Origin of the sequence: Fibrella aestuarina BUZ 2 (genome assembly GCF_000331105.1) — a bacterium.
GTDB lineage: Bacteria > Bacteroidota > Bacteroidia > Cytophagales > Spirosomataceae > Fibrella > Fibrella aestuarina.
Window position 1 is genome coordinate 1,283,277 of record NC_020054.1, and the last position, 22,194, is coordinate 1,305,470.

General features: G+C 55.1%; 19 protein-coding genes. 10 read left to right on the top strand and 9 right to left on the bottom strand.

Going from position 1 to position 22,194, the window contains the following annotated elements; all coding sequences use genetic code 11:
- Window positions 1–12 precede the first annotated feature (12 nt).
- A complete protein-coding gene (locus FAES_RS05105) occupies window positions 13–1,164 on the bottom strand; it encodes a sigma-54-dependent transcriptional regulator (protein WP_015330131.1) in 1,152 nt (383 codons plus the stop codon).
- Window positions 1,165–1,537: 373 nt separating this feature from the next.
- Between FAES_RS05105 and FAES_RS05110 the strand changes: the two genes are divergently transcribed.
- Both FAES_RS05110 and FAES_RS05115 read left to right on the top strand, forming a co-directional pair.
- Complete coding sequence (locus FAES_RS05110; RefSeq protein WP_015330132.1) at window positions 1,538–2,479, top strand: helix-turn-helix transcriptional regulator; 942 nt, start codon at window positions 1,538–1,540, stop codon at window positions 2,477–2,479.
- Window positions 2,480–2,596: 117 nt separating this feature from the next.
- Complete coding sequence (locus FAES_RS05115) at window positions 2,597–3,088, top strand: GyrI-like domain-containing protein (protein ID WP_015330133.1); 492 nt, start codon at window positions 2,597–2,599, stop codon at window positions 3,086–3,088.
- A 93-nt stretch (window positions 3,089–3,181) separates the two neighbouring features.
- Here the strand turns inward: FAES_RS05115 and FAES_RS05120 are convergent, their stop codons facing one another.
- On the bottom strand, window positions 3,182–3,817 hold the full coding sequence (locus tag FAES_RS05120) for a DUF4142 domain-containing protein (protein WP_148289293.1): 636 nt from the start codon (window positions 3,815–3,817) through the stop codon (window positions 3,182–3,184).
- Between the two features lie 141 nt (window positions 3,818–3,958).
- Window positions 3,959–5,038 carry a long-chain-fatty-acid--protein ligase gene (locus FAES_RS05125; RefSeq protein ID WP_015330135.1) on the bottom strand — a complete coding sequence of 360 codons (1,080 nt, stop codon included), beginning with the start codon at window positions 5,036–5,038 and terminating at the stop codon, window positions 3,959–3,961.
- A 131-nt stretch (window positions 5,039–5,169) separates the two neighbouring features.
- Here FAES_RS05125 and FAES_RS05130 point away from each other — a divergent pair, with 131 nt between their 5' ends.
- Window positions 5,170–5,715: a hypothetical protein gene (locus FAES_RS05130; RefSeq protein ID WP_015330136.1), complete on the top strand. Its 546-nt coding sequence runs from the start codon at window positions 5,170–5,172 to the stop codon at window positions 5,713–5,715.
- Window positions 5,716–5,745: 30 nt separating this feature from the next.
- Here the strand turns inward: FAES_RS05130 and FAES_RS05135 are convergent, their stop codons facing one another.
- A complete protein-coding gene (locus tag FAES_RS05135) occupies window positions 5,746–7,023 on the bottom strand; it encodes a sensor histidine kinase (RefSeq protein ID WP_015330137.1) in 1,278 nt (425 codons plus the stop codon).
- A 286-nt stretch (window positions 7,024–7,309) separates the two neighbouring features.
- Here FAES_RS05135 and hemA point away from each other — a divergent pair, with 286 nt between their 5' ends.
- A complete protein-coding gene (gene hemA, locus FAES_RS05140; RefSeq protein WP_015330138.1) occupies window positions 7,310–8,590 on the top strand; it encodes a glutamyl-tRNA reductase in 1,281 nt (426 codons plus the stop codon).
- 71 nt (window positions 8,591–8,661) lie between these two features.
- On the opposite strand, the gene FAES_RS05145 is transcribed toward hemA, so the two are convergent.
- Window positions 8,662–9,483 carry a porin family protein gene (locus tag FAES_RS05145; RefSeq protein ID WP_015330139.1) on the bottom strand — a complete coding sequence of 274 codons (822 nt, stop codon included), beginning with the start codon at window positions 9,481–9,483 and terminating at the stop codon, window positions 8,662–8,664.
- Window positions 9,484–9,522: 39 nt separating this feature from the next.
- On the opposite strand from FAES_RS05145, the gene FAES_RS05150 reads away from it, so the two are divergent.
- From FAES_RS05150 to FAES_RS05165, 4 genes are all read left to right on the top strand, one after another.
- Complete coding sequence (locus FAES_RS05150) at window positions 9,523–10,545, top strand: gliding motility protein GldB-related protein (RefSeq protein WP_015330140.1); 1,023 nt, start codon at window positions 9,523–9,525, stop codon at window positions 10,543–10,545.
- Window positions 10,546–10,657: 112 nt separating this feature from the next.
- A complete protein-coding gene (locus FAES_RS05155) occupies window positions 10,658–12,484 on the top strand; it encodes an ABC transporter ATP-binding protein (protein ID WP_015330141.1) in 1,827 nt (608 codons plus the stop codon).
- A gap of 87 nt (window positions 12,485–12,571) precedes the next feature.
- Window positions 12,572–12,985: a Fur family transcriptional regulator gene (locus FAES_RS05160; protein ID WP_041257569.1), complete on the top strand. Its 414-nt coding sequence runs from the start codon at window positions 12,572–12,574 to the stop codon at window positions 12,983–12,985.
- Between the two features lie 78 nt (window positions 12,986–13,063).
- The gene (locus FAES_RS05165) at window positions 13,064–14,860 is read left to right on the top strand and encodes a MutS-related protein (protein ID WP_015330143.1); all 1,797 of its coding nucleotides are present in this window, start codon (window positions 13,064–13,066) and stop codon (window positions 14,858–14,860) included.
- Between the two features lie 70 nt (window positions 14,861–14,930).
- Here FAES_RS05165 and FAES_RS05170 read toward each other — a convergent pair whose 3' ends face one another.
- From FAES_RS05170 to lpdA, 3 genes are all read right to left on the bottom strand, one after another.
- Entirely contained in the window at window positions 14,931–16,091 is a 1,161-nt protein-coding gene (locus FAES_RS05170) for a hypothetical protein (protein ID WP_015330145.1), read from the bottom strand.
- Window positions 16,092–16,140: 49 nt separating this feature from the next.
- Complete coding sequence (locus FAES_RS28850) at window positions 16,141–16,818, bottom strand: hypothetical protein (protein ID WP_015330146.1); 678 nt, start codon at window positions 16,816–16,818, stop codon at window positions 16,141–16,143.
- 250 nt (window positions 16,819–17,068) lie between these two features.
- A complete protein-coding gene (lpdA, locus tag FAES_RS05180; protein WP_015330147.1) occupies window positions 17,069–18,466 on the bottom strand; it encodes a dihydrolipoyl dehydrogenase in 1,398 nt (465 codons plus the stop codon).
- Window positions 18,467–18,779: 313 nt separating this feature from the next.
- Here lpdA and prfB point away from each other — a divergent pair, with 313 nt between their 5' ends.
- Both prfB and FAES_RS05190 read left to right on the top strand, forming a co-directional pair.
- Window positions 18,780–19,853, top strand: a complete 1,074-nt coding sequence (prfB, locus tag FAES_RS05185; RefSeq protein WP_083891466.1) for a peptide chain release factor 2 — start codon at window positions 18,780–18,782, stop codon at window positions 19,851–19,853.
- Window positions 19,854–19,967: 114 nt separating this feature from the next.
- Window positions 19,968–21,095, top strand: coding sequence for a Gfo/Idh/MocA family protein (locus FAES_RS05190; RefSeq protein ID WP_015330149.1), 1,128 nt, complete (start codon window positions 19,968–19,970; stop codon window positions 21,093–21,095).
- A gap of 66 nt (window positions 21,096–21,161) precedes the next feature.
- On the opposite strand, the gene FAES_RS05195 is transcribed toward FAES_RS05190, so the two are convergent.
- Window positions 21,162–22,136 (bottom strand): NADPH:quinone oxidoreductase family protein, encoded by a 975-nt coding sequence (locus tag FAES_RS05195; protein WP_015330150.1) that lies wholly within the window; start codon window positions 22,134–22,136, stop codon window positions 21,162–21,164.
- Between the last annotated feature and the right edge of the window lie 58 nt (window positions 22,137–22,194).

Consider the following 22,194-nt stretch of genomic DNA (forward strand, 5'->3'; position numbering starts at 1 on the left):
TTGTTAAGCTTCTTAGGCGTACATTTTTACGTCGTCGAGCGTGATGACATCACCACACATGATGACCAGCCGTTCGATGACGTTGCGCAGTTCGCGAACGTTACCTGTCCAGGGCATCGTCTGTAGGTAGACCATCGCGTCGTCGGCGATTTCCTTCGGGGCCGAATTGTATTCGTTGCCAATGTCGTGCAGGAATTTGTCGGCCAGGAGCGGAATGTCTTCGCGGCGTTCGGCCAGGGGCGGCACGTGGATCACGATGACGCTGAGGCGGTGGAACAAATCTTCGCGGAAATTACCGTCGGCAATCTCTTTGCGCAGGTCTTTGTTGGTGGCCGCAATCACGCGCACGTTCACCTTGATTTCCTTATCGCCACCCACCCGGGTGATTTTGCTTTCCTGCAAGGCCCGCAGCACTTTCGCCTGCGCCGAGAGGCTCATGTCGCCAATTTCGTCCAGAAACAACGTACCTCCGTCGGCCTGTTCAAACTTGCCGATACGCCGGGCGGCGGCGCCCGTAAAGGCCCCCTTCTCGTGACCGAACAACTCGCTCTCGATCAGTTCGCCGGGAATGGCCGCACAGTTGACCTCCACCAGCGACATGCTGGCGCGGTTGCCTTTTTCGTGAATGCCCTTGGCCACCATCTCTTTACCCGACCCGTTGGGGCCCGTTACAAGTACGCGGGCCTCCGTGGCGGCCACCCGGTTGATGGTTTCCTTAACTTTCCGAATCGGGTCTGATTCGCCCACGATCTCGTTGATCTTGTAGATCCGCTTTTTAAGCGTTTTGGTTTCGGCCACCAGCTTCGATTTCTCGATGGCATTGCGCACCGTTACGAGCAGGCGGTTGAGATCGGGTGGCTTCGTGATGAAGTCGAACGCCCCCCGTTTGGTGGCCTCAACGGCATTTTCCACGTTGCCGAAAGCCGAAATCATAATGAACTGCGTTCCGCGTTCGGCTTCGGTGGCTTTCAGAAGCATTTCCAGCCCGTCCATTTTGGGCATCTTGATGTCGCAGAGGGCTACGTCGTACCGGTGTTTGAGCACCATGTCCAGGCCTTCTTCACCATCTCTGGCTTCGTCAACCTCATAGCCTTCATACTCTAAGATGTCGCGGAGAGCGGACCGAATGCTCTTTTCGTCATCAATGATGATGAGTTTGGCCATAAATTGTAAAACTGTATTCGATGTAACGATTAGTTAGTTGGCGAGGGCACTTGTTTACTAACCTGTTGCGCGCTTCCCTCTTTTTTCAGGCAATCGAAATACGGGGTTTACTGACAAGGAAACAACTGCCTACCTAATCTTTTTGCTGAAACTACATAGGTACGTGGCTGCTAGCCAATCCCTTCCAGCCAAACGGGCCACAGTAAACCGACATTGTGTCCCTGAATCGGGGCCAAAAAGAGTTCGCGCTGATGCTGTTGACGGGTAATAAATGGTTACTACCCTCAGGCCTATACGCTGACTAAATACAAGAAAATGGTTGCGGTTACGACGTAACTGTAGCTGTTTTGCGGTACGCCCAACTTTATCGCTGATGCCCCGCCTCGACCGCCTGACTGCCATTCTGATTCACCTTCAAACCAAGCGGGTGGTGAAGGCGCAGGAACTCGCCGACCGCTTTGGGGTCAGCCTGCGTACCATTTACCGGGACGTGCGTTCGCTGGAAGAAGCTGGCGTACCCGTTGGGGCCGAGGCCGGCGTGGGTTATTTTCTGGAAGACTACCACCTGCCGCCGGTCATGTTCAGCAAAAACGAAGCAAGCGCTTTGCTGTTTGGAGCTAAGTTGGTAGATCAGTACACAGACGGCTCGGTGCGGGAGGGCTTCGAATCGGCGCTATACAAGATCAAATCGGTGCTGAAGCGTGGCGAGAAAGACCATATTGATGACCTCTCAGACCAGATTGCCGTGCAACGGTCGGCGGCAAGCGCAGTGTCGGGCAGCGGTACGGTGCTGTCGACGATTCAGGCGGCGATTGTGGCCCGGCACCGGTTGCGTATGGTGTATCAGCGGCAATACGGCACCGATACCGAGCGTGAGATCGAGCCCATTGGCCTGCTGCACTATGGCGTGGGCTGGCACCTCATTGCCTGGTGCCACCTCCGGCAGGCGTACCGCGATTTTCGTACCGACCGGATTGTGCGCCTTGCCGATACGGGGCAGCCGTTTCCGGCTCGTGATCGGCTATCGCTCAGCGATTACCTGGGTACGTTGCAGTTCACGGCGCAGCTCACCGAAGTATGGGTTCGTTTCGACGAAGCGATGGCGCGCCACGCACAGGTGCAGCGCTATAATTTTGGGTACGTGGATGAAGAAGTACTCGATGGCCAGGTGCGGATGCGCTTCCTGACCATGTCGACGGAAGGGCTCTGCCGATGGCTACTGATGTTCGGCAATGGCATCCACCTCGAATCGCCGGTGGAACTGCGCGACAATCTTCGGGCGTATGCGCAGGAGTTAATGGCCCACTGGGGCTAGCGGCGACCTCGCGCTACGAAAATCGCATGGAGAGCCGGGTTTGCAAAAAGGCTCCTGACATACTGTTGTCACAAGCGCCGCTCACCTTTGTTACGCTCGTTTAAACCAAGCGCAACCATGACAACAGATACCCAACAACTCACAATTCCGTCGCTGAGCATCATTGACGTACCTGCCTTTCAGGCACTGTGTTTTACAACAGTCGCCACACTGCCACAGGTACCGCAACTTGGGGACGTGCCGGCCCAGTTGTATGACGACGCCACGCGCCTCGGCCTGACCATCGCCGGTCCCGTTCAATACAGCTACGAAGGCGTCAGTGGCGACGTCACCAACGAGTTTACGCTTACCATTGCCCTGCCGGTTCGGGAACCCGAGCCAGGTACGTTGTCGGATGGGTTCGTATTCGCGTCCGTACCAGCTTTTCGGGCCGTGACCTTCACTTACACCGGCGCCTGGGATACGTTTATGCCCATGTACGACGCGCTATTCGCGGCTTTCTACGAACAGGGCTACGCCTACTCGGGTAACCTGCGCGAAGTCTATACGGTGGTTGACCTGGGCCAGCCCGAGCGCTGTGTAACGGAGATCCTGATTGGTATTCGCTGAAACGTCTAGTGGCGCTGACCTAAGCAGAAAGCCCCTTCAACGTCGTGTTGGAGGGGCTTTCATTGTTACTCTACTGGCTGTTGGTAAAGCGCGTTACCGTGACCCGGCGTTGCTGCTCATCAGTTTGCTCTGCATGTCGCGGGCGACTTTCAGGTGCGTTTTCACCAGCGGGTGCGCCGCTTTCTCAATAGCACTCAGGTTGCTATCTTTCGCCTGGCTACGTACCGTCGACATCACCTGATCGAGCTTTTCGTGACCTTTGATGGCGTGCTGCTGTACGTAATGCTTATCCAGCTCAGCACCCGACATGTTCTGCATTTTCGAGAGCATGTCCTGCAACTCGGCATCCGGGGTCGAGGGGAGCGTGACGCCTTTGGCGGCGGCAATTTCTTTTAGCTTATCAGACAGACCCGTTTGCTCGTCGACTTCCGCCTGGGCAAACTCGCGCACTTCCTGGCTTGCCGCTTTCTGAACGGCGATCTTGCTGGTTTCGAGCTGCATCATGCCGCCCTTGGCAACCTGCATCATCAGATCCTGATCGGCCGAGGAGAGCTTGGTGCTGGTAGGGGTAATGCTCGACACGGTGGCGGCGCCTTCCTTGTTTTTCTGATCGAAAGCAGTCTTGCTCATTTTGCCGACCATGTTGTTGTCCATGCGGTTTTGGGCCTGCGTCACTCCCGACACACATAGAGCCGTCATCAGGCTCATACCCATTACTAGTTTTTTCATGACGTTATGTTGATTACAAGTCAAACAACGCCGATTCGGAAGGAGTGTTTGCCGTTAGCTATCAAATAATCTATTTATCTATAGATTAAAAGGAAAAGTGCCTTTTAACGCCCATATCTTCCCTGTGGGTAAGTGAAAGTCTCACAAAACCAACAGGTTACAACCTCGGACGTCGCTGTTGTCGAAACGGCCCATAATCCGGAAAGAGCCATCGGTGCCTACGTATTGCCCCAGATCCTGTGTCTCGATAAACGCGCAGGAATCCAGATTAGCCAGGTCGATGACATTGACGCCTCCAGTCTGTCGGGTACGTTCGGGGTGGTTGGCAGCTGGGTTAATGACCGGGTACAGGTGAAAGGGATCGTTGAGGTCGCGTAGTCGGATACGCAGCGTGGCGCTGGGCTGGAATACCCCGGCTCCCGAGGAATATGCCTGCGAGAATAACTCGGTCATACCGTATTCGGAGTGGATGGCGGGTACGCCCATGGCGTCGGTCAGGATGGCGTGTACTTCGTCGCGCAGGAGCTCGCGGCGGCGGCCTTTCATGCCTCCCGTTTCCATAACGACGAGGCCTGGCAAGTCGGCTAGAAAACGCAGGTCGGGCGTGGCGTCGACCCAATCGAGCAGGCCAAACGTAACGCCGATCAGCAACACCCGGCGGCTAGGTACGTTGCTCCGGGTGGCGGCGTCGGTCAGGTGCCGTAGGTGATTGGTTAAGGCGGCGGTATCGTGCAGGTAAAAACCCGATAAATCGGAGCCCGATCGCTCCATAAACCGCTGAACCATATACACCAGCGACGAGTTATTTCGTTCAAGGTACGACGGCAGCAACGCCAGAATATGGTAGTTGGTGAGCGGGCCGTAACGGGCCTCAAACAGTCGGATCGACACGTCGTCGTAGAGCGCCAGATCGGGTGCCCAATGACGGCTGGTAGTCGCGCCGGTGGTGCCACTGCTGGCAAAGACGGTGGTCTGGCTGTCGGCGTCGCCAATTAATACGCGTTGCGTCTTGAAAAAACTGATCGGCAGAAACGGAACATCGGCCAACGACTGTACATTGGCCGGGTCTCGGCGAAGGTGATGCAGATAAGCGTTATAAACCGGGTTGTGGCGAGCCTGATACTGAAACAGATCAAGGGCTACCGCCTCAAAATCGGTATCAGTAACTTGCCGGATACGGTCGCGTAAGTGGGTACGTTCGCCAGATAAAGAAGAAAACACGAGACAAAAGTTTTTTAGTTTTCAGTGTTGATCAGGCGTGGTGCAACGCAAGGAGCGCCGCGAGGGTCTACACGCAGCCGAGAACAGAAAACGATTAACCTGAAAACTATAAGCGGTACGTTTAGAACACGATGCGTAAACAACTAATTCAGCAACTTGCCCTGGTGTGCACCCTTGGGGTGGCCGTAGCTGCCTGCTACGTGGAGCCCGATTATAGCGATACACCCGAAATCAGCGTCGTTGGTCCGCCTATCCGGTATGAATTGGAGGCCGGTACAGGCGTTGGCGCTTCTAAGCGGGATTCGATCGTTCTGTCGATCCGGTTTCAGGATGGGACGGGCGATCTGGGCGAGAATACGCTCGATACGGCCCGCATACGGTCACTTTTCGGCAAAGAAACCTGGGGGAACTACGAATTGCGCACGTTCTACCTGCTCGACGGTAAATTCGTGGAGCAGCCCGCATCAGTAAACCAGAAGCTATACTTCCCCCGCATGACGCGCGACGGGCAGCGGGGGGCTATCGAAGGCAATCTGGATTTTAGTCAGAACTTTCCTTACGTGCGGCCTTTCCGAATGGTGCCCGCCAAGTTCCAGATCCGGATTCGGGATCGGGGCCTGCGCGCCAGCAACGTCGTCGAAACCGATACCATCAACGTGCCGGTCAGTGCACGATAAACGAGCTAGGCCTCAGTCATTAAACTAGGCTTATGCCGCCTTTTTCGGCCCTCGCAGCGTAAGCAGTGAGGGCCTTTTTTTGCGCGGTACGGCTACTTCGGGCAGCATTCCCGGTTCGCGCTTGAGTACGATGCGGAACGTGGTGCCCTTGCCCAGTTCAGAGCTTTTCACGAACAATCGCCCGTTGTGGTATTCTTCCACAATGCGTTTGGCGAGCGTAAGGCCCAACCCCCAACCGCGTTTTTTGGTGCTGAAGCCCGCCGTAAACACTTTGGCCATGTTGGCTTTGCTCATGCCTTTGCCCGTATCGGTAATGTCGATAGCGACTTCGTCGTGGGGGAGGGGCAACATCCGCAACCGTAGCTCGCCTACACCAGCCATCGCATCGACGGCGTTTTTGCAGATGTTCTCGATCACCCATTCAAACAGCAACCGGTTGATGCGTACCGTCAGCGTGGCGGGTAGGTTGCTTTCGACGCTCATCTTCACCTTGGTCGAAATCCGGCGGGCGAGGTAATCGGTAAACTGCGTAACCACCTCGTCGAGGTTTTCGTCTTTGAGCGTTGGTATTGACCCGATGCTGGAGAAACGCGCCGTGATGGTCTCGAGCCGTTTGATGTCTTTCTCGATCTCGTCGGTTACTTCGGGCTCGTAATGATCGGGGTCGGTGCGCATGTAATCGACCCAGGCCAGCAGCGAGGAGAGCGGCGTGCCCAACTGATGCGCCGTCTCTTTGGCCAGCCCCACCCAAACCCGGTTTTGCTCGGCCCGCCGCGACGAACTGAACGACAGGTAAGCCAGGATGCTCAACGCGCCCAGAATGGCTAGCAGCGCGTAGGGGAAGTAATTCAACTGGCGAAGGAGCTGCGAGTTGCTGTAATAAATCAGGCCCAGTTTCCCATTTTCCATATTGACCGGAATCGGGTAGTGGTCGGCCCGCATCAGCTTTACCTGATCTTTCAGAAAGTCGTGTTTTTCGGTGTCGGTAAGGTTCGCCGGGAAGTCGATGTTTCGATGCTGGGCGGGCTCGTTGTGCTCATCGACATAGATCGTCGGCACCGCGTTGGCCCCGTTAGTCTGGATAATGTCCGTGACCACAAAATTGACATCTTCCAGCTTGTCGGCTTGCTGAATCACATAACCCAGCGCTTTGGCGTACAGCTGGACGTACTGCATCTCGCGCTGCTCCAGCTTGTTGATGATCCGGTTCGTGAAAAGCAACGACGCCGTACCGACCAGCAGCAGGTTGACGGCCACGATGATTTTCAGGATATTATTCTGATTATATATATCGAACGATTTGAGCATGAAGGCGGACGGTAGACACCAATTGTCGCTTCATTGGCAGGAATTGACGGTTCAATGGCTACGAATTACAATTTACTCGTTCTGTCGCTATCTAAGCAACGAAACTCAGAACTGATCCGTATAGCCAGGTGTTTTGGGGTTAAGGAAACAAGTTGGATTTAGCCAAGAATAGCAGCTTAGTTTGTACTTATTCTAAATAGGCTCGATCTACTAATTCTGGTTTACTCTACTCGTTCTGTACCGTAATTTTGCACCCGCGTTTGGTTGTTGGCTAAGCGTTTAGGCTATGTTTGACATTTTCAAAGCTATTAGTTTATCTCACAAAACGGCCCCACTGGCTGTGCGTGAGCTAATTGCACTCAGCGAAGATGAAGCCAAGCGGCTAATGCACCGCCTGCGCGACTTCTTTGGGCTGTCAGAATTGCTGGTTGTGTCTACCTGCAACCGGACCGAAGTATACTACACCAGTGCTCAGGATCAGAACGAAGCCATTGCCCGTTTGTTACTGATCGAAAAAGGACTCACTGATACCGATACGTACCTGCCTTATTTCCAGCAGATGCCCGAGCATGCTCAGGCCGTTCGGCATTTGTTTGAAGTGTGCGTGGGGCTGCATTCGCAGGTTATTGGCGACATGCAGATTCCCAATCAGGTGAAGCAGTCGTACCAATGGTCGGCTGATCTGGACCTGGCTGGTCCGTTCATTCACCGGCTGATGCACACGATTTTCTTTACCAACAAACGGGTAGCGCAGGAAACGTCGTTCCGCGACGGAGCCGCCTCTGTATCCTATGCCGCCGTTGAACTAATCGACGAACTGGTTGGCGAGCACGCTAACCCGGCCGTGTTGGTGGTTGGTCTCGGCGAGATCGGGGCCGATGTATGCCGGAATCTGGTGAATCGGGGCATCAAGAACGTGGTGCTTTGCAACCGCACCCGCTCGAAAGCTGAAGAACTGGCGCAGGAGCTTAACTTAGGTTTTGCCGATTTCGATCAGCTTGCTGCCGAAGTGCAGAAAGCCGACGTAATCATCTCGGCCGTGCAGCGCGACGAACCCCTGTTTACCCCAACGCTGCTGCGCGACATTACCGTACTGACCTACAAATACTTCATCGACCTCTCGGTGCCGCGCAGCATCGACGCCGCCGTGGAGCAGATTCCGGGCGTGTTGGTGTACAACATCGACCACATCCGCAACCGGGCCGACGAAGCCCTCAACCGCCGTCTTGCGTCTATTCCGCAGGTCGAAATGATCATTGGCCAATCGGTGGCCGAGTTTGGCGACTGGTCGAAGGAGATGATGGTGTCGCCGACGATCAACAAGCTGAAGAACGCCCTGGAGCAAATCCGCAAAGAGGAAATTGCCCGGCACATGAAGCACCTCTCGACCGACGAGTCGGAGAAAGTCGACAAGATCACCCGGGGCATCATGCAGAAAGTGCTGAAACTGCCCGTACTGCAATTGAAAGCCGCCTGCAAGCGGGGCGAAGCCGAAACGCTGATCGACGTGCTGAACGACCTGTTCAACCTCGAAGGCCAATCCGCCGACGTACCCACGACGCACTAAGCCGTACATACACAACAGAGAAGCCCCGAACCGTACGGTTCGGGGCTTCTCTGTTTAAGGGCAACGTGGGATTAAAACTTGAACCCCAACTCAACGGCGACCGTGTTGTTGCGGGCGTCGAGGTTGGCGTCGCGCATGACGCTGGTGAGACCGCGCTGGTAGCTCAGGCCGAAGTTCAGGGCGTTAACCGTGTTGAGTTTGTACTGAACCCCGGCGCTGAGCAGTACGCCCAGGTCAAGCAGGGTGTATTGGCGTTCGTAGGTGCCGCTGGCCATCGCGTATTTGTACAGAGCGTTGGTTGTCCTGTCGAGCGCCTTCTCGGCAAGTTTAATATCCATCAGCCCGCCGCACTGAACGTACCCACGCAGGTTGGGGCCGATGTTGTTGGCGTACATCTTCACCGTCAGCGGAATTTGCAGGTATTGCAGGTTATACACCGACTCACCCGTGGGGCGGTTTGGTACAAAGCGTTCCTGACCAAACGAACCCGGAACTGTAAACGCCGACCGCTTGACGGTGTACCACAGCCCCGTACCGAAGGCGTAGCGATCTTTGAAGAAGAAATAATCGAGCGAGGGACCGATACTCATGCGGGCGCCCATACCGTTGGCGTCGAACTGGCTATAGGCGCCTGAGCCTTCGACGGTGTTGAACGAAATGCTCGGCGCAACCCGGAAGGTCATTTCAATCAGGCGGGCGGGGTTCTGGTAATCAGGGTTGCCGTTGCGTGCCTGCCGTTCGCGCAGGTATTCGGCGTTGGCCCGGTCGACATCCGACTGCGACGAGAATTTCGGTTTGACTATTTTTCGCCGAACCTGCGCTTCAGCCGGTAACAACGTACCCAGGCTTAGCACACAACCCAGCATCAGGCCCGCTACTGCAACTTTTTGCATAATTTTGTACGTTTTCAAGATAGCTAAAGCGCCATCCGTATGGGAGTTAGGGTCAGCTCAGTCAGACGTACCTATGGGTTGATAGGCTGTCTGAGCCTTATTTATTTTTTCTGCTTCAATTCCTGTACCAAACGTGAACCGGTTACGATTGACCGGCTCGATCAGGCCTTGTTCTCGGCAAAATCGCCCGCAGCGGTGCAGGCGTTTTTAACCAAAAACCGGACAGTCGCCGAATTGTACTTTAACGTGGGTGAGTCGGCTCAAGGCCCCGCTGGCGATACCGCCCTCGTAGCCGAACTGACAACCCGTATCAATAATCCCGAACTGAACCTGCTGTATCAGCAGACACAGGCCGAGTTTGGCGACGATGCCGCCCTGCTGCGCGACCGCCTCACCGAAGCGTTCACTAACATCCGCCGCGACTTCCCCGACTTCAAATCGCCCCGCGTTGCCACGATGATCACCGGCTTTATGGGCCCCGACCTGCTCGTGACCGACAGCCTCATCGTGATTGGCCTCGACTACTTTGCTGGCCCGAAGGCCAAATACCGGCCCGTCGGCGAAGAGTTTCCGCAATACGTGTTGCGCCGTTACCAGCAGGCCTATATCGTCCCGACAATCGTCCGGTTGATTGCCGATCGATACAACGCCTCGGACCGGGCCGATCAGACGTTACTGGCCGACATGGTCTATAACGGTAAAAGTCTGGTTTTTACGCGGACCATGCTGCCCGAAACCCCAGATAGTTTACTCATTGGTTACTCAGACCGTCAACTGACCGAAACGTTTAACATGCAGGATGTGGTTTGGGCACATTTTATCGACAATCAGCTGTTGTACAATACAAACGGCGAGATCAAAAAGCGGTACATGGGCGAGCGCCCGTTTACGGCCGAGATCGGTAGTCGCTGCCCCGGCCGCATTGGCGACTGGCTTGGCTGGCGCATTGTGAGCCGGTATTTCGACGAGAAGAAAATATCCATTCAGGAATTAATGCAGAACGCCAACGCCCGGCAGCTTTTCGAACAGTCGGGTTATAAAGGGCAAAAAGAAGAAGATTGAATGTATAATTTACAAGGTACACTGTACACTGGTGCGTTGCTAATGACCCTAGGGGGCCGATGAGCGGAGCCATTGTTCATTGTACATTGTGCATTGTACATTCCATAAAGGAATGGCAAAACGAGGACGGAATTTCGGTGAGGAGACGCCGGAAGAAGATAAAAAGAAAATTACGGGCGACAGCCTGAAACGCACCCTTCGGATGTTCCGGTTTGTGCGGCCTTACCGCACGCAGTTTGTGCTGATGTGCGTGTTTCTGGCCCTGTCGACGGCTTCTACGCTGGTGTTTCCGGCGCTGATCGGGCAGGTGACTAAGGTGATCGAAGGCAAATCACCGTTTACGCTTAATCAGGTGATTGGGCTGTTTGGCGGTGTACTGGTGCTACAGGCCATTTTCTCGTTTTTCCGGATTTATTTCTCGGCGCAGGTAAGCGAGCGGGCCATGGCCGACGTGCGCCGGGCCGTTTACGCCAAGATCATCACGCTACCCATTCCGTTTATGGAAAAACGGCGCGTGGGTGAACTCACCAGCCGCCTCTCGGCCGACGTATCGCAGTTGCAGGATGTGCTCTCGATTACGCTGGCTGAGTTTTTCCGGCAGATTGCTACCCTGCTGGGTGGTACGGCCTTTATCCTGTATGTATCCTGGAAACTGACCCTCTTCATGCTGGGTACGTTCCCGGTCATTGTGGTGGCTGCCATTGTATTCGGGCGGTTTATCCGGAAGCTGTCGAAAGAATCGCAGGATCAACTGGCGGCGGCAAGCGTGATCGTGGAAGAAACACTGCAATCGATCAACGTGGTAAAGGCCTTTACCAACGAACGGTTCGAGATCGGCCGGTACAGCGGTGCGCTGGTGAAGATGGTCAATACGGCGCTCAGAACGGCCAAATTCCGGGGGCTGTTCGTGTCGTTTGTCATCACCACCATGTTCGGCGCCATCATGGCTATTGTCTGGTATGGCGGTAACCTGGTGCAAAGCAAGGAGATTGCCTTTGCCGACCTGCTGTCGTTCATCTTCTACACGGCCTTTATTGGTGGTTCGGTAGCGGGTATGGGCGATATGTACGCGCAGATTCAACGCACAATCGGTGCCTCGGAGCGGATTCTGGATATTCTGGACGAAGAGTCGGAGGTGGACGTTGAGCAGCCGCAGCCGGTGTTGGCCGCGCCTATTACCGGCGACGTAGCTTTTGCCGACGTTACGTTCTCATACCCCGCCCGTCCCGATGTGGAGGTGCTGAAAGGTATATCGCTGCGGGTCGATTCCGGGAAAAAGATCGCGCTGGTAGGGCAAAGCGGGGCTGGTAAATCGACCATCGTGCAGCTGCTCATGCGGTATTATCCGCTGGCAGGTGGCCAAATCACGATCGACGGTCGGCCAATCAACACGATCGACGTAACGACGCTCCGGCAGCACATTGCCGTGGTGCCGCAGGAAGTGATGCTCTTTGGCGGCACCATCGAAGAGAACATACGCTACGGTAAACCCAACGCCACGGAGACCGACGTGCGTGATGCCGCCCGGCGGGCCAATGCGCTGGGCTTCATCGAGTCGTTTCCCGAGGGCATGCAGACCATCGTGGGCGAGCGGGGCGTGAAGCTATCGGGCGGGCAGCGGCAACGTATTGCCATTGCGCGGGCTATTCTGAAAGATCCCGCCATCCTGATTCTGGACGAAGCCACGTCGTCGCTTGATGCCGAGTCGGAGCGGCTGGTGCAGGAAGCGCTCAACGAACTGATGCAGAACCGCACGACGCTGATTATCGCGCACCGGCTCGCGACCATCCGTAGCGTCGACCAGATTTACGTGCTCCGCGACGGACTCATTGCCGAACAGGGCACCCACGATCAACTGACCAACGTACCCGACGGTCTGTATGCTAATCTGGTTAAATTGCAATTTGAAAACGTAAACAATGTCATTAATGGTCATTGAGCGTTGCTGTCATTAGTAGAAAAAACAACGAATGACTACTAATGTCGGCGAAGCTTAATGCCAGCGACGCTTAATGACGTTTCTCCTATGACCGCTGCACAGACGCTTAAGGAACACGACCTCCGCCATACAACCAATCGGGTAGAACTGCTCGATCTGTTCATGCAGAGCGATCACGCGCTGGCGCACGGTGATATTGAGTCGCGCCTGGGGCCCGACCATGACCGGGTGACGATCTATCGCACGCTCCGGACTTTTCTGGATAAAGGCATCGTGCATCGGGTGCTCGACGATGCGGGCGATCCCAAATACGCGCTCTGCCGGCATAGTTGCGGCAAAGACGATCATCACCACGATCATGTTCACTTCAAGTGCCATCAGTGCGGCCAGACTACCTGCCTCGATGAGGTGCGGATTCCAACCATTGCGCTGCCCAATGGATATCAACGTCAGGAAACAAACCTGCTGATTCAGGGGGTTTGCCCCGATTGCGAGAAATAGTATTCTCCAACGCTCCAGCGTTGGAAGTAGCCACGCTACGTAGCCGTTTACACCAGCGCTGGAGCGTTGGCCCACCCTATGCTCCCGTTTACTCAACGACAACACCAGTTTGAATCGATCGCTGCCGAAGCCCAGAAGCAGCATAACACCCTGGCCATTGGTCGCTTAATCTGGTTTTTCGGTACACTGGGTACGTGTTGGTTGCTGTGGGCCAACGGGCAATCCAGCGCGGGCATCATCGTCGCTATCGTTGGGATGATCGTATTTGTCCGCCTGATGGTCTGGCATCGGGCGGTGCGCCGTCGTCGGGACCTACACCTAAATCTGGCCGCTATTAATGCCGACGAATTGGGGCGGCTCAATCGGCAGTATACCCGCCCCGAAACGGGGCTCAACTTCGCGCCGCCCAATCACGCCTACGCGCAGGACCTCGACCTGTTTGGTAATCACTCGCTGTATCGTCTGCTCAACCGCACCCATACGCACGAAGGGGCCGCCCGCCTGGCTTATTACCTGCTTCAACCCGCCCGGCCCGAGCATATTTTTCTGCGCCAACAGGCCGTTGAGGCCCTGAAGCCGCATATCGACTGGCGGCAGGAACTGGAAGCGACAGCTAAACTAAATGAACGCATCGGGCAGTCGCCGGAAGGGCTACGCGAGTGGGCGGTTGGGCAAACGCCATTGCCCGGCTGGGTCAATGTGGCCCGGTTCGTGTTGCCGCTAATTACATTGGGTGTAGTTGCGCTTTGGCTGCTGGGCAACGTACCTGGCTGGGTTGTATTGGCTTCGCTGGCGCTGCATGGCACGGTGCTGAGCCCACTACAGGCCACCAGCAAACAGGTGAGCGTCCAAACCGCCGACATGGCCAACGCCCTGACCGATTTTGCCGATTTGTTTCGATTTGTGGAGAACATGTCCGGCGATGCCCTGCTACTCCACGACCTGAAGCAGCGGCTGCGGGTGGAGCATGGATACGCCTCAACGGCCATCGCGCAACTGGCCCGGCTAGTTGAGAATTTCAACTTCCGCCAGAATGCCTATTTCTACCTGTTTGTTGGCTTGCCTACCTTATGGGATGTCCACTATCTGGTAGCGCTAAACCGCTGGCGGGCACAACACGGTCCGCAACTGGCCACCTGGCTGGCCACCCTGGCCGAAGCGGAAAGCCTCAACAGTCTGGCGGGGTTTGCCTATGCGCATCCAACCTACGCCCAACCCGATCTGGTAGATGAAACCAACCCGGTGCTGGAAGCAACCGACATGGCGCACCCGCTGATCGTGCCTCTTCGCGCAGTCACCAATTCGTTGGCGGTGAGTGGCTCCGGGCAGACAGTGCTCATCACGGGCTCGAACATGTCGGGTAAAAGCACATTCCTACGGACGTTGGCCCTAAATGTGGTACTGGCGCAGGCTGGTGCGGTAGCGTCGGCGAAGCGGTTCGTGTGTGCGCCCGTGCAGGTTTACACCAGCATGCGAACGCAGGATTCGCTGGAAGAGAATACGTCGTCGTTCTACGCGGAACTGAAGCGGCTCCGTACCCTGCTCGAGTTAACCGATCCGAAAAACGCCAATGTATCACCTCTACCGGTGCTGTATTTTCTGGACGAAATTCTGAAAGGCACCAATTCGACCGACCGACACAAAGGTGCCGAAGCGCTGATCCGGCAACTCCATCGTACGAGTGCGTTGGGGTTTGTGTCAACCCACGACCTTGAACTGGGGCAGATGGGCGATGCTGTCGATTATGTACAGAACTACCATTTCCGGTCTGACATTCACGACGGACAGGTCACCTTCGATTACACGCTTCGCCCCGGTATTTGTCAGAGCTTCAATGCCAGTCAGCTGATGGCCGCCATTGGCATCGAGTTGTAAAAAAAACGACCGTCAGATACCGAAGCGACCAGCTTCGGTATCTGACGGTCAGCGTCCATTTCTGGGTACGTTACTTCTTGAATTCCCCCTTGTAGGTATCAAAGACCAGCGCGTTGATCCAGTAAGCGTCGCGGGTGAAGTAAAACATCTTCGTGTTCAGGTTGCCAATCTCACGGAATACCTGCTGAGCCAGCAACGTACCTGCCAGACACCCTTCGCGATTATAGACCTTCTTGGTCGCCTTGGCATGATCGCGCTCCATCAACTCCCGCAGCTTGGGGTCTTCTACTTTGGTAAATGTACGGCTCTGCCAATCAAGCCAACCCGTTGGTGAGCTGAGCATGTCGATAAACTGGTTGAAGTCGTTCATCGTAAATTCGACGATCTCGTCCTGTACTTTCTCCGGGAAACGCCAGGTAACGAATTGATAAGCCGCCCCACCCGTCAGATACACGATAGAGCGGTTCACCGTTTTGATCTCCGGGTTATCGTTCAACGACATCCGAATCAGCGGGGCAATGGAATCTTCTACCATCGTGCGCAGCTCGCTCTGGTACTTAACCGGATCATTCTGGCGCAGCAAAACCCGCTCAGAAACCCGACGCGCGCCATGCTCAATGGTGTAGGCCTTAAACGTATAGCGCGTTGACCCCGACGCGCTGATATAGGGCTGTAAAATGCCACCTTTCAGGTTACCACCACCCACGTCGATCAGGATCGCTTTGTCAAAGTCTTCGCGAGCCAGGCCCGCCCGTACACTATACGTCGCTTCAACTTTTGTGGGCATGTTGGTTGTCGTCGGGATACCCAGCACTTTCTGGGTCAGCGCATCGACATCGGCCACGTTAGTGGCCAGATTGACCCCCGATGACGTATAAATAATGAAGTCGCGGGGGGCCATGCCATACGTTTCGCTGGCATCTTTCAGCATTTCCTGCACCGTGGCTACGGCATCCTGAATATCCGCCGCTCGGAGCTTACCGTTGTTTAGCTCCATGCCTTTTACCAGCCCGACCGTTTCCTGCCGGTCGTAAACGAGCTTGTATTTTAGTTTGCCCTCCCGGTGGTAAAAACCGATAATCGATAGCTTAACGCCTTGGGAGCCAATATCAAAGCCGCCCCGGTAGCCGTCATAAACGATCGGCGCCTGTACTTCCTGTGCCTGTAGGGTGCTGGCGCTCAGGCAAAGCAGGATGAACCAAATAAAACGACGAAAAGGTAGGGTGTACATTGGGGTAAAGTGTCAAATCGTTAGGTGGTGGTTTCAACGAAGGAGTGGCCTACCGGAAGTCGACTTCAACGTCTTCGTCGTTTTTGGTTTTACGCTTAAGTACGGGGGCTGCACTCACCGTAACAGGCGCCGGTGCAGGTTGAACAACCGGTTTCAGATCGCCGGGAACACCCGATTTGGTTCTGCCCGTGGTTGTGGGCGAGGCTGGTTTGGCCGTAGGGGCCGTAGCGACAACAGCCGATTTGGCAACGGGTGCAACCTCAGGTTTGACAGCAGGTGCAACAGGGGGCGCAGCAACAACGGCTGGCTTCTCGACGGGCGTTGGGGCAATAGCCGGAGCGTCGGCAACGCGGGCTGGTGTTTCGGTCGGTTCTACATCGTCGGAGGCTGAATTGACTGAACGCTTGATGCGTGTTCGCTCGATCGGATTGACTTTATTCGTAGCCACTGTGCCCGATGCCTTTGTAGCAGGCTCTGCGTTGTCAGTAGCCAGTTCGGGCAAATCTTGTGCCGCTTTTTCGGTTGAAATAGGGGCCTGAGCAGCTTCTGTAGCGCTTTCTGATGCCTTTGTGGCAGTATTCGATGCTGGTGCGGACGACGGCGTTGAGGTAGGCGTGGTAGAAAACCAATAAAGACCGCCTGCCAGAAAAAGGAGCAGGAAACCAATTAATAAACCACGCTTAGCCTGAAAAGAAGAAGAGGGCTGATCGTCGTTAGTTGCTGACATGATATGGACTGATTGAAAGTACGCAGGCTGCGATCAAATTAATGGATAAGTATACGCTAAATTACTTCATAGATTTATGAAATTGCGCTATTATACTCATAGATTTTTGTTTAAATGGTAATTCTAATAAGGGTAGCTATTTAATAGTCAGCTATTTAAACAACATATTAACAAAAAAGCCCAATTGGGTATAATAACCTAATTGGGCTTTCATATGATCCATTGCTAAGGCGAATGGTAACCTAAGCGGCTATAAGTGAATCGCTTCGCCGTAAGCCGCTTCCGTAGCATCCTTGATCGCTTCCGACATGGTCGGGTGCGGGTGAACGGCTTTCAAAATCTCATGACCGGTGGTTTCCAGTCGGCGGGCTGCAACGACTTCGGCAATCATCTCCGTTACGTTGTTGCCGATGAAGTGAGCACCCAGGAATTCGCCATACTTCGCATCGAAAATCACCTTTACGAAGCCTTCTGACGCACCGGATGCTTTGGCTTTGCCCGATGCCGAGAAGGGGAACTTGCCAACCTTTAGCTCGTAACCAGCTTCGCGGGCGGCTTTCTCGGTAAAACCAACCGACGCGATCTCGGGCGTGCAATACGTACAGCCCGGAATGTTGTTGTAGTTCAGCGGTTCAACGTGCGGCAAGCCGGCGATTTTCTCTACGCAGATGATGGCTTCGGCTGAGGCCACGTGCGCCAGCGCCTGTCCTTTGGTTACGTCGCCAATGGCATAATAACCCTCTACGTTAGTTTTGTAGAAATCGTCGGTGACGATCTTGCCCCGGTCGGTTTTGATGCCCGTTTCTTCGAGACCGATGTTTTCGATGTTGGCCACCACGCCCGCGGCCGAGAGTACCACGTCGGCATCGAATGACTTTTCGCCATCCGGTGTCTTCACCGATACTTTACAGCCTTTGCCGCTCGTATCGACTTTCGTCACTTCCGAACTGGTATAGATATCGACGCCGAGCTTCTTGTACTGGCGCAGCAACTCCTTCGATACGTCTTCGTCTTCAACCGGCACAATGTTGGGCAGGAACTCGATGATGGTAACCTTGGTACCCATGCTAGCGTAGACGTAGGCAAACTCAACGCCGATGGCTCCCGAACCGATGACCAGCATCGTGTCGGGGCGTTTTTCGAGTGTCATGGCTTTCCGGTACTCGATCACCTTTTCGCCGTCGATGGGTACGGCGGGTAGCTGCCTCGCCCGGCCACCGGTGGCAATAATGATATGTTTAGCGGCGTACTCAGTCGTTTTGCCGTCTTTGTCGGTCACGTCGACTTTCTTGCCGGGTTTCACTTTGCCAGTGCCACTGATGACGTCGATTTTGTTCTTCTTCATCAGGAACTGAACCCCCTTGCTCATGCTGTCGGCTACGCCACGACTCCGCTTGATGACCGCGCCAAAATCGGCCGACGAGTCGCCAACGGTGATGCCGTAGTCTTTCGAGTGCTTGATGTACTCAAAGACCTGGGCGCTTTTGAGCAGGGCTTTGGTGGGAATACAGCCCCAATTGAGGCAGATACCGCCCAGACTTTCACGTTCAATAACGGCTGTTTTCAAGCCTAACTGCGAAGCCCGGATAGCCGCTACATAGCCGCCCGGTCCGCTTCCTACCACGATTAGATCGTATTGCGAAGCCATCTATTTAGAATAAAATGAGTCATTTACGGTTATTGGCCGTCATTCGGCAACGTCAGCTTCGAGCCACCATAAATGACTACCAGTGACGACGAATGACGATCAATGACCTACTTTATCAACGCAAAGGTATGTTTAAAAGTTGAGCCGGGGCCAAACCCAACCCTCGCCCGCTTTTGTTCTATTTTTGTAGTAGCAATCGGAACGCGGATTGAGCGGATAGAACAGATTGTCGCGGATCCTGATGCGAATCAGTACCTAAGCATCCGCGATGATCCGTTCCATCCGCCCAATCCGCGCTCCCATCCCTTTTTTCATGACGACGGAACAATTACAAGACCTGCGGAGCCGTGTTGAGGCGTTGCGTGGGTATCTGGATTACGACAATAAGAAGCAGCAACTGGGCGAACTGGAACAGCAAACGTTTCAGCCCGAATTCTGGACCGATGCCGAACGCGCTGAAGGGGTGATGAAGCAGGTACGTGGGCTAAAGGGCTGGATCAGTGGGTACGATAAGCTGCTGTCGGAGTTTGGCGATCTGGAAACGCTTTACGAATTCTATGACGCTGGCGACGTGAGCGAAGAAGAGGTTGATGCCGAGGGCCGTAAGCTTCAGGTGACGCTCGACGAACTGGAGTTGAAAAAGATGCTCAGCAACGAGGAGGACCAACTTTCGGCGGTGCTCGAAATCAACTCCGGTGCGGGTGGTACCGAAAGCCAGGACTGGGCCGACATGCTGTATCGGATGTATATGCGCTGGGCCGAAAAACACGGTTACGGCGTCAAACAGGTCGATTATCAGGATGGCGATACGGCGGGTATTAAATCAGCCACAATCGAGATCGACGGCCCCCTGGCGTATGGTTACCTGAAATCGGAGAATGGTGTTCATCGGCTGGTGCGCATTTCGCCGTTTGATTCCAATGCCCGGCGGCACACCTCCTTTGCTTCGGTCTACGCCTATCCGCTGGTCGATGATACGATCGAAATCGACGTGAATCCGGCCGATATCGATTGGGACACCTTCCGGTCGGGTGGTGCCGGTGGGCAGAACGTGAACAAGGTCGAAACGGCCGTGCGGCTGCGCCACAAACCGTCGGGGATCATCATCGAATGTCAGCAGGAGCGGAGTCAGTTGCAGAATAAGGAAGTGGCCATTCGGCTGTTGAAATCGAAGCTGTACCAGATCGAGGTGGAGAAGCGCAATGCGGCCCGCGCCGAAATCGAAGCCAGCAAGAAAAAAATTGAGTGGGGGTCGCAGATTCGGAGCTACGTGCTCGACGATCGCCGCGTGAAAGACCACCGTACGGGTTTCCAGACGTCCAATACAGAGGCCGTGCTGGATGGCGATCTGGATGGGTTTATTAAAGCGTATTTGCTGGAGCAGTAAACAAAAAAGAACGTACCTGACATCTTGGGTACGTTCATGTTTTCATGTGCTTTCAACGGGTAAAGCGGTTGCCGACGACGCTTTTGGCCGTAAACCTTTCTAGTTTTCAGCCATATGATTAACTCGCTCAGTCAATCGCGGCGGCGCTTTCTGACCACCGTCGGCGCTTCGGCTCTTACGATTCCCACGCTTACCGATGTGCTGGGCCGCCCCCTCCAGACAGAAGCGGGACAACCGGGCCGAAAGCTGGGTGTCGCGCTGGTTGGGTTGGGCTACTACAGCAAGAACCTGCTAGCCCCGGCTCTGCAACAAACGCAGCACTGCCGACTGGCGGGCATCGTAACGGGTACGCCAGCAAAAGCCGAAGAGTGGAAGCAGAAATACAACATCTCGCAGGCAAACGTCTACGATTACAAAACCTTCGACCGCATCATCGACAACAAGGATATCGACGTGGTGTATGTGGTGCTACCCAACAATATGCACCGCGAATTTGTGGTGCGGGCGGCGCAGGCGGGTAAGCATGTGATCTGCGAAAAACCCATGGCGATCACCGTGGCCGATTGCCAGGCCATGATCGACGCCTGCAAGAAAGCCAACCGGCAGCTGGCCATCGGCTATCGGTTGCACTATGAGCCATTCACTCAGGAAGTGATGCGGCTGGGCCAGCAAAAGGTATTCGGACCCGTCAAATTCATCGAAAGCAGCGACGGCTTCCGGTCGGGCGACCCGAATCAGTGGCGCTTGAAGAAAGCGATGGCGGGGGGCGGCCCCCTGATGGACGTGGGTATCTATGCCGTGCAGGGCGCCAGGTACGTTACGGGCGAAGAACCGATCTCGGTGACGGCTCAGTTTTCGCCCAAAACCGATCCGCAAAAATTTAAAGAAGTTGAAGAGACGATGTTCTGGCAGTTTCGCTTTCCGAGCGGGGCCGTCAGCAATTCGACGACGAGTTACGCCTCGGGGGTTGAACGGCTGTACGCTTCCTGTCAGGATGGCTGGTTTGAACTGAGCCCCGCATTTGGCTATGGCCCCCTGAAAGGCCGTACCAGCAAAGGCCCCATCGAAAAACCCGTTGTAAACCATCAGGCCGCGCACATGGATGGTGTCTGCAAAGACCTGATCGATGGTAAAAAGCTGCCCGACCACATCACCGGCGAAGAAGGGCTACGTGACGTGCGGCTGCTCCAGGCGATTTACCGCGCCGCCGAAACCGGCCGTACGATTGATTTGAAAGCGTAGTAATTACACCTGATTTGGCCGTAAAACAGGCTGATGCGAGCTTTTCGTGTCAGCCTGTTTTATGTGCTACGGGACAATCAGCACTTTGCCCATTACTTTTCGGCCTAGCATTTCGTTAAGGGCATCGGCAGCCCCTTCCAGCGGGTACGTTGCGTGGATATGAGGAACGAGGTGACCGGCTTGCCAGAAGTCGAGCAGCTCGCGCACGTTTTGCGCATTCTCTTTAGGCTGACGTTCGGCAAAAGCTCCCCAGAACACACCCACCACCGAACAACCTTTCAACAGCGGCAAGTTGAAGGGTAGCGACGGGATCGGCCCTGCCGCAAACCCAACCACCAGATAACGGCCACCCCAGGCCATCGAGCGTAAGGCCGGTTCGGCGAGGTCACCCCCAACTGGATCATACACGACATCGACGCCGCGTTTGCCGGTCAGTTCATTCAAGCGGTCGCGGAGGTTTTGCGTGGTGTAGTTGATGATCTCGTCAGCACCATATTGGCGGCAGAGCGCGAGCTTCTCGTCGGTTGAGGCAGCGGCAATGACTCGGGCTCCCATCAGTTTACCGAGCGTTACCGCCGCCAACCCCACTCCACCGGCTGCGCCCAGCACTAACACTGTCTCACCGGAACGTACCTGCGCCCGCTGTTTCAGCGCGTGGTAGGAGGTGCCGTAGGTGTACATCAGCGAGGCGGCCGTGGTGTAGTCCATACCCGCGGGCATGGGAAAGGTCTTGAACCCATCGGCCAGCACGCTTTCGGCAAAACCGCCCCAGCCTGTCAGCGCAAATACGTTGTCGCCCGGTTTCAGGTACGTTATTCCCTCGCCCACGGCGCGCACAACGCCCGCTACTTCGCCACCCGGCGAAAACGGAAACGGGGGCTTAAACTGGTACTTGCCTTCAATAATGAGCGTGTCGGGAAAGTTGACGCCGCAGGCTTTCACGTCGATAACCACGTTGCCCGGTGCGGCACTGGGTACGTCGATCTGGTCAACGACCAGGCTTTCAGGTGGGCCATACTGGCGGCAGAGAACAGCTTTCATGGTATTGTGTTTAAACGCGAAGACGCCAAGGTGTCGCAAAGGTCGCTAAGTGCAAATC

Coding starts and splice junctions, on each gene's coding strand:
- FAES_RS05155 (WP_015330141.1), top strand. CDS start 10,658: ATGGCAAAACGAGGACGGAATTTCGGTGAGGAGACGCCGGAAGAAGAT.
- FAES_RS05115 (WP_015330133.1), top strand. CDS start 2,597: ATGACAACAGATACCCAACAACTCACAATTCCGTCGCTGAGCATCATT.
- FAES_RS05135 (WP_015330137.1), bottom strand. CDS start 7,023: ATGCTCAAATCGTTCGATATATATAATCAGAATAATATCCTGAAAATC.
- FAES_RS05145 (WP_015330139.1), bottom strand. CDS start 9,483: ATGCAAAAAGTTGCAGTAGCGGGCCTGATGCTGGGTTGTGTGCTAAGC.
- FAES_RS05170 (WP_015330145.1), bottom strand. CDS start 16,091: ATGTACACCCTACCTTTTCGTCGTTTTATTTGGTTCATCCTGCTTTGC.
- FAES_RS05165 (WP_015330143.1), top strand. CDS start 13,064: ATGCTCCCGTTTACTCAACGACAACACCAGTTTGAATCGATCGCTGCC.
- FAES_RS05105 (WP_015330131.1), bottom strand. CDS start 1,164: ATGGCCAAACTCATCATCATTGATGACGAAAAGAGCATTCGGTCCGCT.
- FAES_RS05190 (WP_015330149.1), top strand. CDS start 19,968: ATGATTAACTCGCTCAGTCAATCGCGGCGGCGCTTTCTGACCACCGTC.
- FAES_RS05110 (WP_015330132.1), top strand. CDS start 1,538: ATGCCCCGCCTCGACCGCCTGACTGCCATTCTGATTCACCTTCAAACC.
- FAES_RS05130 (WP_015330136.1), top strand. CDS start 5,170: ATGCGTAAACAACTAATTCAGCAACTTGCCCTGGTGTGCACCCTTGGG.
- lpdA (WP_015330147.1), bottom strand. CDS start 18,466: ATGGCTTCGCAATACGATCTAATCGTGGTAGGAAGCGGACCGGGCGGC.
- FAES_RS28850 (WP_015330146.1), bottom strand. CDS start 16,818: ATGTCAGCAACTAACGACGATCAGCCCTCTTCTTCTTTTCAGGCTAAG.
- FAES_RS05150 (WP_015330140.1), top strand. CDS start 9,523: ATGGGAGTTAGGGTCAGCTCAGTCAGACGTACCTATGGGTTGATAGGC.
- FAES_RS05160 (WP_041257569.1), top strand. CDS start 12,572: ATGACCGCTGCACAGACGCTTAAGGAACACGACCTCCGCCATACAACC.
- FAES_RS05195 (WP_015330150.1), bottom strand. CDS start 22,136: ATGAAAGCTGTTCTCTGCCGCCAGTATGGCCCACCTGAAAGCCTGGTC.
- prfB (WP_083891466.1), top strand. CDS start 18,780: ATGACGACGGAACAATTACAAGACCTGCGGAGCCGTGTTGAGGCGTTG.
- hemA (WP_015330138.1), top strand. CDS start 7,310: ATGTTTGACATTTTCAAAGCTATTAGTTTATCTCACAAAACGGCCCCA.
- FAES_RS05120 (WP_148289293.1), bottom strand. CDS start 3,817: ATGAAAAAACTAGTAATGGGTATGAGCCTGATGACGGCTCTATGTGTG.